Consider the following 15140-nt stretch of genomic DNA (forward strand, 5'->3'; position numbering starts at 1 on the left):
AGCGGAGAATTTCTCCGCTTTTTCTGTTTGAGGGAGGATTTTATATGAAAATTTTATTTATCGGTGACGTGGTCGGTAAACCAGGTCGAGATATTTTAAGCAATCAGATTGGTCGGTTGAAAGATAAATACAACCCGACGTTCATGCTCGTCAACGGGGAGAATGCGGCGAACGGACGCGGTCTCACGAAAAAGATTTATCAACAGTTTTTGGAGCTCGGCTTTCATGGGGTGACGATGGGGAACCACACGTGGGACAACCGCGACATCTTTGATTGGATCGACGATGCCGACCGGATCGTTCGTCCGGCCAACTATCCGGATGGGACACCGGGTGTCGGGATGATGAAGCTAAAGCAGAATGGGAAGAAATTGGCCGTCATCAACGTCATGGGAAATGTCTTCTTGCCATCTCTTGACTGCCCGTTCCGGACTGTCAACCGTCTCATTGAAGAAGTGCGGGACGAGGTCGATGCGATCTTCGTCGATGTCCACGCCGAGGCGACAAGTGAAAAGATTGCGATGGGGTATCATCTCGATGGACGCGCTCAAGCCGTAGTAGGAACTCATACGCACGTGCAGACAGCAGACGAACGCATCCTACCGAACGGAACGGCCTACATTACAGACGTCGGCATGACCGGTCCACTAGACGGGGTGCTCGGGATGGATGCATCGGTCGTCTTAAAAAAATTTATGACACAACTCCCAGTTCGGTTTGAAGTTGCCGAGGGACGGGAACAACTTAATGGAGTTTTCATTACAATCGATGATCAGACGAAACGAGCGACAAAAATCGAACGAATACACCTAGATGATCAGACCGTCTGGTTTGATTGAACAACCTACCCGAGGGGGAAACAAGAATGGACGTACTCAAAGTTTCGGCAAAATCGAACCCTAACTCCGTTGCGGGTGCTTTAGCGGGTGTGCTACGTGAAAAAGGAACGTGTGAGATACAGGCGGTTGGGGCAGGTGCGCTGAATCAATCCGTCAAAGCCGTCGCAATCGCCCGAGGCTTTGTCGCGCCAAGCGGTCTCGATTTGATTTGCATTCCAGCCTTTACGGATATTATGATAGACGGTGAGGAACGTACTGCCATCAAGCTCATCATCGAGCCACGATGAGCAGTAGGGACATAGGTCCTATTCTTGTATAGAGGAGCCATCGGCGCGGATGGCTCCTCTTTTTTTATGAAAATCGGACGTTCCATCTTCTCAGTTTCGTCATTTTATGACAAGATGATAAAGAACGTATCGTTCGATCATAAGAGACAAGAGGGGGACGTTTTCAATGGAACAACTCGTGTCAACCACAGAGAAGGAAACAACGACACCAGTAATGAAAGCGATTCAAAAACACACGGCCGGTTTTGGGGCAAAACTGGTCGACGTACCAGTTCCGACACCAGGGCCTGGAGAAGTGCTCATTCAAGTAAAAGCGACATCGATTTGCGGGACCGATGTCCACATCTATGAGTGGGATGAGTGGTCACAGAGTCGCGTCAAACCACCGTACGTATTTGGTCATGAATTTTCGGGAGAAGTCGTGGCGCTCGGGGAAGGGACGAAGCGTATCCAGATCGGACAAACCGTGTCTGCAGAGACGCATATCGTCTGTCATCAGTGTAAACAATGTTTGCGCGGACAGTATCACATCTGTAAGAACACAAAAATCATCGGCGTGGACACGCAAGGTTGCTTCGCAGAATACGTCGTCATGCCTGAAGAGAACCTATGGGTGAATCCGGAATCGATGCCGGTAAAACTCGCCTCGATTCAAGAACCACTCGGCAATGCGGTCCATACGGTGTTAGCGAGTGACGTGTCTGCCAAGTCGGTCGCCATCGTCGGTTGTGGGCCGATCGGACTCATGGCGGTCGGCGTCGCCAAAGCAGCAGGCGCAAGCCGAGTATACGCGGTCGACGTCAATCCGTATCGCTTAAAACTCGCTGAAGAGATGGGGGCGGATGTCGTCATCAACAGTTTAGAAGAGAATCCGCTCGAATTGATCGAGCGTGAGACAAACGGAGACGGGATTGATGTCGTCTGCGAGATGAGCGGACACCCGATTGCGATCGATCAGGCGTTCAAGATGGTCACGGCAGGTGGAGACGTCAACGTCTTGTCACTCCCGGCTCGTCCGGTCGCCATCGACCTCACGCGGGACGTCGTCTTTAAAGGGGTCCGTGTCCAAGGGATCACAGGACGAAAAATGTATGAGACGTGGAGCCAAGTCTCGACGATGCTTGCGACGGGTCAGTTGAACGTCGAACCGATCATCACGCACGTCTTTAAGCTCGAGGAGTTCGAGAAAGGGTTCGAACTCATGCGGGCAGGGAAATGTGGAAAGGTCGTCTTAATACCTTAAAGGGGGAAACAACATGGCATTTGAACATATTACAGAAGCAATCAATGAGATGAAAGAAGAGGGGACGTTCCGTAAGCTCGTCCCACTCGAATCGGCACAAGGGAATGAAGTGACAATCGATGGGAAATCACTCGTCCAGTTGTCCTCGAACAACTACCTCGGACTCGCGAACCATCCGCGATTAAAACAAGCGGCGATTGAAGCGGTCGAGCAATATGGGGCAGGAACGGGATCGGTCCGGACGATTGCCGGGACGTTCGAGATGCACGAAGCGTTTGAGCGCGAGCTCGCCGAGTTCAAACATACGGAGGCCTCACTCGTCTTCCAATCAGGATTTGCGACGAACATCGGGGTGTTGTCTGCACTGCTCGGACCGGAGGATGTCGTCATTAGTGACGCCCTCAACCATGCGTCCATCATTGATGGGATTCGTCTCACGAAAGCGGCGCGTCGTATTTATAAGCACGTCGACCTTGAAGACTTGGAGAAGGCGTTGAAAGAGACACAAGATTATCGCACGCGTCTCGTCGTGACGGACGGTGTATTTTCGATGGATGGGAACATCGCACCGCTCCCAGCCATCGTCGAACTCGCAGAGAAGTATGACGCTGCGGTCATGGTCGATGATGCGCACGCATCAGGTGTCCTTGGAAAAAATGGTCGTGGAACGGTCAACCACTTCGGTTTGGACGGTCGTGTCGCGCTACAGGTTGGGACGCTCTCTAAAGCGATTGGGGTCCTCGGTGGCTATGTTGCCTGTTCACAAGACGTTCGGGATTACTTGATTCATAAAGGTCGCCCGTTCCTCTTCTCGACATCACATCCACCGGCAGTCGTCGCCGCGAACCGTGAAGCGATCCGTGTCATGAAAGAGGAAGAAGAGCTGTTCGACAAGTTGTGGGCGAACACGGAGTTCTTCAAAAACGGTCTACGTGACCTCGGCTTCGATATCGGCCATGCGACGACACCGATCACACCGATCATGCTCGGCGAAGAGACGCTTGCGCATACGTTCTCGGACAAGTTGAAGGACCATGGTGTATTTGCTCAAAGTATCGCCTTCCCGACGGTCGAGCGCGGGAAAGCACGCATCCGTACCATCGTCACAGCGGAACATACGCGAGATGACCTCGAACGTGCACTCGAAGCGTTCAAAACGGTCGCGGAAGAGTTGAATGTGACACTACACGCGTAAGCGAGGACTGCAGACGATCTGTCTGCAGTTTTTTGGTGGATTTGTATGTGAAATCTAATCAAGCTGAGAGACTTAATTATTAATATTTCAATTACCGTATTCGAAAAAATTATATGAATGCCAAAAGTTAAGAAATTATATTCTTCACCCTTCGATTTTTTTCAAGTGAGAAGAGTGTTAAAAGCTGACTTTTTCCATCATGACAAGTTTTTCTTAATGTGTCTGCTCTTTCTACAAATAAACAAGGTATAACGCCTTGCTTAAATCATGAGTATCCCTCTAAATCCTCGAGCGGCATAATAAGAATCTGCACCATTGTGGTAGAGGAATATGTGATCATAACGACAGTCGCAAAACAGTGCGCCACCTTTTTGACGGATGGTATCAGGTGTTTGAATCCAACTCGATGTCTTCAAGTCGAATGCACCGAGTGTTTGTAAGTGTCGGTATGTGTCTTCGTCGAGAAGGGTTATGCCCATCTGTTCAGATAAGGCGACCGCGCTTCCGACAGGCTTATTCTTTTTACGTTCTTCGAGCGCTGGTTCGTCATAACAGAGACTTCGGCGACCACTCGGACTCTCGACTGAACAGTCGCAAAAAGCGAAATCTCCGTTAGGTAGACGAATCACATCAGGTTCTCCTCCGCTCTGTTCCATCAAAGTGAGTGTAATCAATTTGTCCTGATCACCTTGAATTCGTTCAAATACGTCCGACCAGACAACGTCAGGATGACGTTCAACGTTCGCAGTAAAGCGAGACTCTAGAGTATTTAGTAATTCGAGGGTTTCTTCCTGTGAAAGTTTCGACATGAAAATCACTCCAATGATTTGTTTCTTTTAGTATACGATATGAATCGATACAGTTTATCTTATCCATTGTGAGAAAGGGTAATCTATCAGCTGGAAAGTCTTTTAAATAAGGCGCCCTCTATTTGAGAAGGCGCCTGTTGTTTATGCAGAGGATACGGTCAAGATGGAATGTTCAGTCAATCGCCCGATCCAGATCAACGGAAGGGTCAAGAATGCTCCTAAAAGGTAAACCGAATCAATCGGTAGCCCGTCCGCAAGGAGACCGAACAATAAGCTTCCCACACTGAATGCGAGGGCATATCCTGTCTGTTGCACACTATATACATAAGGAAGCTGTGTAGCCGGAATCTGATCTTGAATGACGGTGTTCGTCTGGATGATGCGGATTTGTGTCGCTACTCCTTGAATCACTAGCACCAAAATTGCAAACGTGAGATGTGCCGTCATGCCAAACAAGAGGGCGGCGACAATGGATAGGATGGCAGTCGACGGTAGCGAGGGCGCACGTCGAGACCGATAAAGATAGGCACTCGCCGCAATCATACTAATCAAAAATGATGCGTTGAGAGTTCCCCACCAGCCCGTATCGACTTGCAGATGTCTCTCGAGATAGACGAGAAGCAACGCCGAGATCCAAAGCGTGCTGACAAATGATTCATACGTCACAAACCAAGTCACACGACGAGCGAATGGTGACGTTCTTACATAAGTAAGACTATCGCGTAAGGTGATCGATTCTTCCGTTCCATCATCGACGATGTCTTCCGTAAGCGATTGATAGAAGTAAATCGTCACAATCGTCGAAAGGCTGAAGAGAACGAGTGAAACGATTAACGCAATGGCGCTCGACGTGAGAGAGACGAGCATTGTCCCGAGCGGCCACATCGCAAGTTGGATGAACTGATTGGAACCTTGAACGAGGCTGTTCGCTTGTTGACGATTCGTCGTCAATCTAGGGATAAATGACGCTTGAATCGGACGCGCGAACCCGTCGAGAAATGCAATGAACACGACGAGTCCAAGAACAAGAATCGAATCCGTGAAGAGAACGAGAACAAGGGTGACCGTCTTCATCAGTTGTGACAGGACGAGCGTTTTCCCGAGCGAGAAGCGACTGAGGATGCGGGCGAAAAAGAGTCCGCTGAGCGTCATACCGGCAGTCACGGCAATCGGGAAGCTGGCCGCCATGAGAGCGGACCCGGTTTGTTGATACAATAAGGCAATGAGCGCGACGATATATAGGACATCGCCAATGTTTGCGAGCCACTGGCTAACAAGCAATGTGTAAAACGATTTCATCACAAATCTCCTCCGAATTTATTCAATTGGGTGGGTTGGACATATCGTTTTTACACATTTTCACCTCTTCATAAAATGATATAAAAATAATTATACAAAATTTAAATAATTCTGTAAACTTGTCATATGGGTGAAATTGTCATAGTGGGAGGATGAAATGATTCAACAAGCTTTGAAACTCTTTGGTAAAAAGAAGTTGGAGTGGGTTACAACACGAATACCTACTCTTGAGGCGGACCAGGTTTTGATTGAAACCATCGCCACCGCCATAAGTGTTGGGGCAGAGCTTCCCCAATATGAAGAAACGGATTTGACTGATGCAAGTCCGGTCTATCCCCGTAAAGTGGGATATGAGAGTTATGGAAGGGTTGTAGATAAGGGTGAGGATGTCACGACGCTCCATGTTGGCGACCGAGTAATTGCCTTCTATGGGCAACAAACGTATGGGATTGTCTCTGAACAAAAAGCGTTTTATGTTCCACCTGAAGTAGACTATGAAACAGCATTGTTAGCGATTTTGTCTTGCGATGCAGCAAAAGGGGTTAGAAAATTAGCACCATCCTCTACCGACTCGGTCATTGTGTCTGGTCTGGGGACGATGGGGTTACTCGCGATCTACTATCTACGAACCTACTATGGTGTGACAATGATCGATACGATTGAGCCAGATTCGAATCGAAAAGAACTAGCTCATACGTTTGGAGTTGGCCGTGTATATACCCCGAATGAAGTGAAGGAGAGCTTCTATGATTACGGTATTGAATGTTCGGCTCGCAATGATGGGTTCATGAACCTTCAACAAGCTGTTAAGCCGAATGGATCTATCTGTATCTTATCAGACGGTAATCGAGAAGAATTGGTGCTACAACCTCAATTTTACGAGAAAGAACTACATATCGTTGGGTCTAGTGATGGCTGGAATTATAAAGAACATTTCAGCTGGTATTTTGAAGCGAGCCGACAAACACCATACGTAAGAAAGATTTTTGAGTTGGATATTGATCAATATAAATTGATTGATACGTTTGAAAAACTAAGTGCACGTGTCATCAATCCAATTAAGGTTGCAGTGACATATGAAGACAAATGATTAAATAATAAATGATGAGGATGAAACTATATGCTTGAATATAAACTAAATGACGATGTCACACTGAGAATGTTCAATACAGACGATGCGGACGCATTATTCAAGCTGACGATTGCATCGAAGCCTTATTTGCGAGAGTGGCTTGGCTGGCTCGACTATATTGAGACAATCGAAGACTCAAGGAAGAATATTGAAGGACGAATCAAAGGGTTGATTGAAACGGGTGGCTTCCCAAAATCATTCGCTGTGATGTATAAAGGCGTGCTTGCCGGGACAATCGGATTTAACGAAATCGATCGTGGGATCCAATGTGGCACGGTTGGGTATTGGCTCGGACAAGATTTTCAAGGTAAGGGAATCATGAGTCAAGCGCTCGAGACCATCATCGAGTATGGGTTCCGAGACCTTAAACTAAATAAGATTGAAATCCGAGTTGCGACAGGGAATGTGAAGAGTCGGGCACTTCCGGAACGATTCGGCTTTAAAGAAGAAGGGGTCATTCGAGATGCGGAATGGCTATATGACCGTTACGTCGATCATGTCATTTATGGGTTGCTGCGACATGAATATTTGCAGCTAAACAATCCGCTTAATATTGATCATGAAGTTGAAAATCGTGTATAAACATCGATGAGTAAGATGCACGATTTTTTTAGAAGGGGAATATGAGATGACAACACTTTACTTTGTTAGACATGCACATTCTACTTATACGGCAGACGAATTCGCCAGACCGTTATCCGAGAGAGGAATGCATGATGTTTCTGAAATCACAAATCTTCTAATCGATGAGGGAATCGATATCGTGACTTCGAGTCCTTACAAACGAGCCGTTCAAACCGTACAAGGCATTGCGGATTATCTTGGACAGGACATTGTAGTGATGGATGATTTGAGAGAACGAACCTTGACTTCAGAGCCGGCTAAAGACTTTACAAGTGCCATGGAGACCGTTTGGCAGAACCCGACGTTCGCATGGGAAGGGGGAGAGTCGAACGCTCAGGCTCAATCTAGAGGAATAGAGGCTCTAAAATCATTGCTCCGTACGTACGAAGGGAAAAAAGTGGTGCTCGGTACACATGGAAATATCATGGTTCTCATGTTGAATTATTTTGATGATCAATATGGATATGAGTTTTGGAAAGAACTCGATATGCCGGATCTCTACAAGGCGACTTTTAAAAACGACACATTGATGAGTGTCGATAAGTTATATAAACCTCAAGGTTAGAAATCTATTGACTACTGATAACTGGTAAGACTAAGATACGTATAACTATTATGAAAATGCGTTGAAGAGAAAAGTAAATCGAGTTCGTTTTTATACAGAGAACCTTGTAAGCTGAGAAAAGGTAAAAGACACTCGATTGAAAATGGTCTCTGAGCTTCGTCCTGAACGTGTGGATTCACAAGTAAGAGGCGACGGGATTTGTCATCCGTTATCCATGTCACGGTATTCGTGTATAGCATGATACACAGTACTTGTAGAGGCATCTGATGTGAGTCAGATTGCGAATTAAGGTGGTACCGCGAGATTTTTTCTATCATTCTTGTAAAAACTAAAGAAAAATTAAATATGCATGCCATTATAATTTTAAATGACATTAAATTACGAAAGGACATTCTCCAATTCATAAGAGAATGTCCTTTCTGTCATTCAATAATCGGTTTGGATGATAATCGCTAATGATTTTTTTAAAATTTCCACATCACAATCCGATAAATGTTCGAAAACTTTTTCGTTCAGCTCAATCGTGGCAGCTTCGATTCCACTTTTCATTTCTTCAGCTTTTTGAGTAGGTACAACCAATACGTTTCTACGATTATCAGGATCAATCGAACGCTCGATCAGTCCTGATTTTTGCATTTTATCAAGTATTCCTGAAATCGTAGGAGCTTCAAGATACAACTTTTCTCCAATCTGTTTCGGGGAAAGCTGTCCGTCTCTCCACAAACAGTTTAATACACCATATTGAGCTGGAGTCACTTCATACTCTTCTAGTAGCTTGCTGAAATATTTAAAAACCTTATTCTGGCTAGCGCTTAGTAAAAAGTTAATACAATCTTTCAATTCCATATCGTTCTCCCCTTATCTTGACACTGTTCATCATAGCATGTTAAGTTTCGAGGTGAAACAGTTTTGGTGCGAAACAATTTTATATGCGAATTCTGATGAGCCATCAAAATTCAACTCCAATGGTTAAAATCAATGCAAAATGAGGAGGTCAACAAATGATGAATAATGAAAAAGAATTTTCAAATTGTTATGTAAAAGTTGAAAATCACGTAGCCTATCTGTTCGTCAATAATCCACCGGCAAATGTGATCAGTTCAGAGACGGTTAGCGGATTGTCAGATTGCGTTGATTATGTCGCGGAAGAACCAAACATAAAGGCAGTCGTGATTACAGGGGAAGGGAAATTCTTCATTGCAGGTGCTGATATCAAAGAATTTGTATCTGCGTTCGATAGTGAAGAAAAAGGAAAATCTCTATCTGTAGAAGCACAATCTGTCTTAAATAAAATCGAACAATTAAACAAACCTGTCATTGCTGCGATTAATGGGGCTTGCTTAGGTGGAGGTTTGGAGCTTGCGATGAGTTGTCATATACGGATTGCTGCAGATGAAGCCAAGCTTGGGCAACCTGAACTGAACTTAGGATTAATACCGGGCTTTGGAGGTACGCAACGTTTGGCACGACTTACGAATAAGTCGAAGGCTCTTGAAATGATTTTGACTAGTAAAATCATTGGTGGGAAAGAAGCGGAATCAATTGGATTAGTAAACAAATCGGTGCCTCTTGCTGAATTAATGGATGAAGCGAAACAACTTGCCGAAACTATTGCTCTTAAAAAGAGTCGATCATCGATTGCGGCAACGATGGAGGCGGTAAATAAAGGTTTGGAAACAACATTAGAAGAAGGTCTGGCGATTGAAGCAAACCTTTGGGCAGGGTTGTTTACAACGGAAGACATGAAAGAAGGGGTCAATGCTTTTATCGAAAAACGTGAGGCAGAATTCCAAGATAAATAATGATCTGAACATTTCAACCTGTTTTCAGTAAGTATATGTCGTGTTTAATTCATATTAACCTATACAATCTTCAAGGCGGTGATCGATAGTGGATGCTCGAGAAAGTGTCGTCACAGAAGTTCAAAATGGAATTGGGTGGATCAAGCTGAATCGCCCCCGTGCGTTAAACTCTTTAAACGTTGATATGGTAGATACGATGAATGAACAGCTAAAAAAATGGAAGCAAGATGACAGTGTATCATTCGTATGTATTTACGGAGAAGGCGAAAAGGGTCTGTGCGCAGGTGGAGATATGCGCGCCTTATATGATTTAAAAGAAGATGATATAGAAGCATACGCCAAACAATTCTTTTCGATCGAGTACGAATTGGACTATGAGATTCATCATTATCCAAAACCAGTCGTCGTATTCATGAACGGTATAGTCATGGGTGGTGGCGTCGGACTATCAATAGGTGCCTCACACAGGATTGTAACTGAATCGTCCAAATGGGCAATGCCAGAAATGAACATCGGTTTTTTCCCTGATGTCGGGGCAAGTTATTTTTTAAATCAGATGCCTGGTTCAGTAGGAAGATATCTTGCTTTAACCGCGACCGTTATCCATGCACAAGATGCGCTCTATATCGGAGCGGCTGACCATTTCATTGAGAGCAAGGATTGGCCCAAATTAAAAGAAGGCATGATGGAAAAACGTTGGACGCCTGATTCAGTTGAAACGGACCTCAATCAGCTATTGGATTCGTTCCGGAGACCTGTTTCTCTTCCTTCGTCAATATCATCCGTACAAGACAAAATCGATCAGTACTTTCGGTTTGAAACAATTGAAGAGATTATTTCATCGCTTAAACAAGGTGCGAGAACAGGCGATGAGTGGGCAGAGAAAACGATAGAGACACTCCGATCTATGTCACCCACGTCATTGAAAGTGACCCTTCGTCAAATGCAGAAAGGGAAAGAGCAATCTCTTCAAGCGTGTTTTGATATGGAACAAAACCTCGCATTGCATTTTATGAAATGTCATGATTTCTATGAAGGGGTTCGTTCAGTTCTTGTTGATAAAGATCGTACTCCGAAATGGAATCCTTCTACACTTAGCGAAGTGACAGAACGGCAAGTTGATTCTTTTTTTGAAACGGTATAGCGATGGATTGTTTACGTTTAATAACAGTACTAGACCCGCCCTTTACGAGAGGGCGGGTCTTTCGTCTGAATCGAATAATTCGGTTCCGAACTCCTCATACGCCTGCTCGTACCGGCGAAGGGAAGACTCTTTATGCATACACGTGATGTTCATCCGCTCGATTGGCGTCATGTCGGTCGCATATGTCTTTAACACGTGGGCGTTCCTGAGCATCGACGGGGTGACGGAACGTGCGAATCCGCTCCGTTCATTTAATTGACGCATCATCTTCGTGATCATGACGATCGTCAATTGCTTCGGTTGATTTTTCGCGTACACCCAGCGGAACGTCATCCGTGCGAAATCGAATGAAACGAAGACGGGGTCTTCTGAATACCAGCGTGGTCTTACTGGCGTCGGGATATCGGCCAAGTAGTTCATGAGTAACGATTGGTCTTCTTGGGACAGCTTCAACGTGAACTGGTTGCCGAGCCGGTCATACACATCAAAGGTGTGGTCGGCCAAATGTAAGTCGCTCATTCGCAAACGAATGATGTGATGGACACGTAATCCATATTTATAGAAGAGTGTCACAATCAGTTCGTTCCGATTGACAAGATAGGGATGAGCTTGGAGCTGATTCTCACTCAATCCTCTCGTCGATCGAATCGTTTGAACGAGCCGGTCGAATTCAGACTCGAGTGCGATTTGATCGATTGTCAGCGTATGCGCCGGCTGTGAATAGGCAAGCATCTTTTTCCGAAGCGGATTTAAAAAGTGGGTCAGGCTATTGATGACCGTGACGATGCGGGCGACGGTCGCCTGTTGATAGTGCTTCTCTTCGATTAAGAAGTCGTTCACGAACGTCTTCCACGATTCGATTGGGACGTCTAGCCAGTCCGTCGGTTCGTTTAGTTCGACATTGTGGTCGTGAAAGTATTTATGCACGTCAATCAAGTCGTAGCGATATCGTTTGAGCGTCGAGGGTTGACGACCGCTTGCACCGAGATGATACAAGTAAGTTTCGATAAACTCGGGAAGCGGATAGTCTTTTCTACGTTTCGTCATGGTCAAGCCTCCTTCTTCTTTTATCCTACCACAAACGGACGTTCTCTATGCGCTGATTCGTGGTAAGATGAAAGGTGAGACTTTATGGAATGAGGGATTACATGATTGAACGTGAAAAAGTTGTTATCGTCGGCTGTCAGTTACCGAATGTCGATGATTGGACATATGAACAGTCGATGGGCGAGCTCGTCGAACTCGTGGACACGGCGCAAGGTGACGTCGTTGCCCGGCTCGACCAAAAACGCCAACAAATCGACCGTCGTACCTTTATCGGGAAAGGGAAAATAGAAGAACTTGCGATGCTCGTCGAGCAGTTCGAGCCGGACCTGTTGATTTTCAACGCCGAGTTGACGCCTGCGCAGTCGAAGAACATTCGCATCGCCCTGAACGACCCGGACGAGATGAAGCTGATCGACCGTACGCAACTCATCTTAGACATCTTTGCAAGTCGTGCCCAGTCACGTGAAGGGAAGCTACAAGTCGAACTCGCGCAGATGAACTATTTGCTTCCCCGTCTAATCGGACAAGGGACACAGCTCTCACGGCTCGGTGGAGGGATCGGGACACGTGGTCCTGGTGAGACGAAGCTTGAGTCGGATCGTCGCCATATCAAGCGTCGCATTGATGAGATCACAAAACAACTCGAAGGAACAGTCGCGCACCGTGATCGTTACCGAGAACGCCGGAAAGAAAATCGTGTGTTCCAAGTCGCTCTTGTCGGGTATACGAACGCTGGGAAGTCGACAATCTTCAACCGGTTGACGGATGCGGACACGTATGAGCAGGATGAATTGTTCGCGACGCTCGACCCGTTGACGCGTGAGCTCGAACTCCCGCGTGGTGGGAAAGTGCTCATCACGGATACGGTCGGATTTATTCGCGACCTACCGACTAAGCTTGTCGCTGCGTTCCGTTCGACATTAGAAGAGGTGGTCGGTGCCGACCTGATTCTCCATGTGATTGACGCATCGAATCCACATTACTTGAACCAGATCGATACGACCAATGCGGTACTTGAAGAACTCGGTGCGAGTGAGGTGCCCCAACTCGAGGTGTATAATAAAAAAGACCGTCTCACGACAGACTTTGTCGGCGGACCGTTGTTAATCTCGGCAATCGCACCAGAAGATATCGAGACGTTGACAGGTGCGCTCGAGGATAAGATTGCGGACATTTTGACAAAAGTTCATGTCATCCTACCGGTGACGGCTTTTGAACATTATCATCCAGCCAAAGAGGTGATGTATCGTCTTCAAGAAAACTTCTTAGAGGATGGCTCTGTCGAATTGGTCGGTTATATGAGAGAAGACACGCGTCTATACGCGACGCTAAAACAATTTGAGGTGTAAGTATGTGGCAAGAAAAGATTGAACATTATGATACGCTCGCGCCGTTCGTGAAAAAAGCGGAGGCGCGGGTCAAACCATTTTTTGAGAAGATTGACGAAACAGCCGAATACAACCAGTATCGCGTCCTTGAATCTTTTAAGAAACACAAGGTGTCTGATTTCCACTTCAATCCGACGACGGGGTACGGGTATGATGATATCGGTCGAGACACGCTCGAGTCGATTTATGCGGATGTGTTCGGAGCCGAGCTCGCGCTATGTCGACCACAGATTATCTCTGGTACCCACGCGATTGGGATTGCCTTGTTCGGTGTCCTTCTACCAGGTGATGAACTGCTCTATATCACAGGGAAGCCGTATGACACGCTCGAGGAGATTGTCGGCATCCGAGGCGATGGTCGCGGCTCGTTGAAAGAGCTCGGTGTCTTGTATGACACAGTGGAATTAAAAGAAAATCGTGAAATCGATATCGATTGCGTCATCGAACGGATTCGTCCTGAAACGAAACTTGTCGGGATTCAGCGTTCGAAAGGATACGCGAACCGTCGCAGTATCCCAGTCGAAGAGATCAAAGTTGCCATCGAACGCATCAAAGCGGCGCATCCGCATGTGTATGTGTTCGTTGACAACTGTTACGGTGAATTCGTCGAGACGATGGAGCCGACGCATGTCGGGGCAGATTTGATGGCCGGCTCCCTCATTAAAAACCCGGGCGGTGGATTGGCGAAGACGGGTGGATATATCGCCGGTACGAAAGAGTTGATTGAACGCTGTTCGTTCCGGATGACGACCCCAGGAATCGGAAGTGAAGCCGGTCCATCGCTCTACTCGCTTCAAGAGATGTATCAAGGCTTCTATATGGCTCCTCATACGGTTGCGCAAGCGCTGAAAGGAGCACACTTGACGGCCAGTCTCTTGTCACTAGTGGGGTTTGAGACCGACCCGCACTATACGACTGAACGAACGGATTTGATTCAGTCGGTGACGTTCCGTGACCGTGACAAGATGATCGCGTTTTGTCAAAGCATCCAAATGGCATCTCCTGTAAATGCACATGCATTACCTGTGCCGGCCTATATGCCGGGTTATGAAGATGATGTCATCATGGCGGCGGGGACATTCATTCAAGGCTCGTCCATCGAACTTTCGGCTGATGGACCACTTCGAGCACCATACACAGCGTACGTCCAAGGTGGTCTGACGTATGCTCACGTAAAGGTCGCTTTGATGTTGGCGTTGAGCCAATTACACGGCAAGGGCTTAGTAGCATTCGACGAGCAAAATCAGTCAACGCATTTGTAACTGTTCTGTCATGTTAACTTTGTTAACATCTATTGACAGGATTGTTGTCATGTATTATTCTCACATTGTGAGACAGAAAAGGAGGGGTAAGGATGGCCGATCAATTTCGTCGCTCCAACCCGTTGTTTCCGATTGGAATCGTCCAAGATTTGACGCAGCTGACTGGTAGGCAGATTCGATATTATGAAGAACAGGGTCTGGTTTCTCCTAGTCGGACAGAATCGAAACGACGACTTTATTCCTTTAATGATGTCGAACGTCTACTCGCAATCAAGGATTACATTGACCAAGGTTTTAACTTGGCAGCAATTCGCCATATGTTAGAGCAGGAAGGTGGAAAAGGAGCAGAAACGTCCGCTCCGGCTACACCGGTTGATGAAACTCCGAAGATTTCAGAAAAAGAGTTACATCATTTGTTGAAAACACAGCTCCAAGAAGCCGGTCGTTTCAATAAGACGTCGCTCATTCAAGGCGAGCTTTCTCGTTTTTATCGATAACGCCGCA

16 protein-coding genes and 1 other annotated feature are annotated in these 15140 nt (G+C 46.4%); of the genes, 12 read left to right on the forward strand and 4 right to left on the reverse strand.

What is annotated here, in order from left to right; all coding sequences use genetic code 11:
- The first annotated feature begins 44 nt into the window (after window positions 1-44).
- From P400_RS0108750 to P400_RS0108765, 4 genes are all read left to right on the forward strand, one after another.
- Window positions 45-839, forward strand: coding sequence for a TIGR00282 family metallophosphoesterase (locus P400_RS0108750; protein ID WP_026825832.1), 795 nt, complete (start codon window positions 45-47; stop codon window positions 837-839).
- Between the two features lie 26 nt (window positions 840-865).
- Window positions 866-1126 (forward strand): stage V sporulation protein S, encoded by a 261-nt coding sequence (locus P400_RS0108755; RefSeq protein WP_026825833.1) that lies wholly within the window; start codon window positions 866-868, stop codon window positions 1124-1126.
- Between the two features lie 166 nt (window positions 1127-1292).
- The gene (gene tdh / locus P400_RS0108760; RefSeq protein WP_026825834.1) at window positions 1293-2369 is read left to right on the forward strand and encodes an L-threonine 3-dehydrogenase; all 1077 of its coding nucleotides are present in this window, start codon (window positions 1293-1295) and stop codon (window positions 2367-2369) included.
- A 13-nt stretch (window positions 2370-2382) separates the two neighbouring features.
- Window positions 2383-3564, forward strand: a complete 1182-nt coding sequence (locus P400_RS0108765) for a glycine C-acetyltransferase (protein WP_026825835.1) — start codon at window positions 2383-2385, stop codon at window positions 3562-3564.
- A 260-nt stretch (window positions 3565-3824) separates the two neighbouring features.
- Here P400_RS0108765 and P400_RS0108770 read toward each other — a convergent pair whose 3' ends face one another.
- Together P400_RS0108770 and P400_RS0108775 are read right to left on the reverse strand one after the other, a co-directional pair.
- Entirely contained in the window at window positions 3825-4373 is a 549-nt protein-coding gene (locus P400_RS0108770) for a DUF4256 domain-containing protein (RefSeq protein WP_026825836.1), read from the reverse strand.
- Between the two features lie 141 nt (window positions 4374-4514).
- Window positions 4515-5672, reverse strand: a complete 1158-nt coding sequence (locus tag P400_RS0108775; RefSeq protein WP_026825837.1) for an MFS transporter — start codon at window positions 5670-5672, stop codon at window positions 4515-4517.
- A gap of 157 nt (window positions 5673-5829) precedes the next feature.
- On the opposite strand from P400_RS0108775, the gene P400_RS0108780 reads away from it, so the two are divergent.
- Genes P400_RS0108780 through P400_RS0108790 form a run of 3 tightly spaced genes read left to right on the forward strand, consistent with a single transcriptional unit; the run spans window position 5830 to window position 7993 of the window.
- On the forward strand, window positions 5830-6762 hold the full coding sequence (locus tag P400_RS0108780; RefSeq protein ID WP_026825838.1) for an alcohol dehydrogenase catalytic domain-containing protein: 933 nt from the start codon (window positions 5830-5832) through the stop codon (window positions 6760-6762).
- A gap of 30 nt (window positions 6763-6792) precedes the next feature.
- Window positions 6793-7386 carry a GNAT family N-acetyltransferase gene (locus P400_RS15075; RefSeq protein ID WP_051545971.1) on the forward strand — a complete coding sequence of 198 codons (594 nt, stop codon included), beginning with the start codon at window positions 6793-6795 and terminating at the stop codon, window positions 7384-7386.
- A gap of 46 nt (window positions 7387-7432) precedes the next feature.
- The gene (locus P400_RS0108790; RefSeq protein WP_026825839.1) at window positions 7433-7993 is read left to right on the forward strand and encodes a histidine phosphatase family protein; all 561 of its coding nucleotides are present in this window, start codon (window positions 7433-7435) and stop codon (window positions 7991-7993) included.
- Between the two features lie 52 nt (window positions 7994-8045).
- Window positions 8046-8317 (forward strand) — a binding site (T-box leader).
- Between the two features lie 102 nt (window positions 8318-8419).
- On the opposite strand, the gene P400_RS0108795 is transcribed toward P400_RS0108790, so the two are convergent.
- Complete coding sequence (locus P400_RS0108795; protein WP_026825840.1) at window positions 8420-8839, reverse strand: MarR family winged helix-turn-helix transcriptional regulator; 420 nt, start codon at window positions 8837-8839, stop codon at window positions 8420-8422.
- Between the two features lie 155 nt (window positions 8840-8994).
- Between P400_RS0108795 and P400_RS0108800 the strand changes: the two genes are divergently transcribed.
- Together P400_RS0108800 and P400_RS0108805 are read left to right on the forward strand one after the other, a co-directional pair.
- On the forward strand, window positions 8995-9795 hold the full coding sequence (locus tag P400_RS0108800) for an enoyl-CoA hydratase (RefSeq protein ID WP_026825841.1): 801 nt from the start codon (window positions 8995-8997) through the stop codon (window positions 9793-9795).
- Between the two features lie 88 nt (window positions 9796-9883).
- Window positions 9884-10939: an enoyl-CoA hydratase/isomerase family protein gene (locus P400_RS0108805; RefSeq protein ID WP_034771021.1), complete on the forward strand. Its 1056-nt coding sequence runs from the start codon at window positions 9884-9886 to the stop codon at window positions 10937-10939.
- 42 nt (window positions 10940-10981) lie between these two features.
- Here P400_RS0108805 and P400_RS0108810 read toward each other — a convergent pair whose 3' ends face one another.
- Window positions 10982-11986 carry a tyrosine-type recombinase/integrase gene (locus P400_RS0108810; protein WP_026825843.1) on the reverse strand — a complete coding sequence of 335 codons (1005 nt, stop codon included), beginning with the start codon at window positions 11984-11986 and terminating at the stop codon, window positions 10982-10984.
- A gap of 101 nt (window positions 11987-12087) precedes the next feature.
- Here P400_RS0108810 and hflX point away from each other — a divergent pair, with 101 nt between their 5' ends.
- The 3 genes from hflX to P400_RS0108825 all read left to right on the forward strand — a co-directional run bounded on the left by hflX (window position 12088) and on the right by P400_RS0108825 (window position 15133).
- Window positions 12088-13335 carry a GTPase HflX gene (hflX, locus tag P400_RS0108815; RefSeq protein WP_026825844.1) on the forward strand — a complete coding sequence of 416 codons (1248 nt, stop codon included), beginning with the start codon at window positions 12088-12090 and terminating at the stop codon, window positions 13333-13335.
- 2 nt (window positions 13336-13337) lie between these two features.
- On the forward strand, window positions 13338-14636 hold the full coding sequence (locus P400_RS0108820; RefSeq protein WP_026825845.1) for a methionine gamma-lyase family protein: 1299 nt from the start codon (window positions 13338-13340) through the stop codon (window positions 14634-14636).
- Window positions 14637-14728: 92 nt separating this feature from the next.
- Window positions 14729-15133: a MerR family transcriptional regulator gene (locus P400_RS0108825; protein WP_026825846.1), complete on the forward strand. Its 405-nt coding sequence runs from the start codon at window positions 14729-14731 to the stop codon at window positions 15131-15133.
- Window positions 15134-15140: the final 7 nt, after the last annotated feature.

It is taken from the genome of Exiguobacterium marinum DSM 16307 (assembly GCF_000620845.1).
GTDB classification, from domain to species: domain Bacteria; phylum Bacillota; class Bacilli; order Exiguobacteriales; family Exiguobacteriaceae; genus Exiguobacterium; species Exiguobacterium marinum.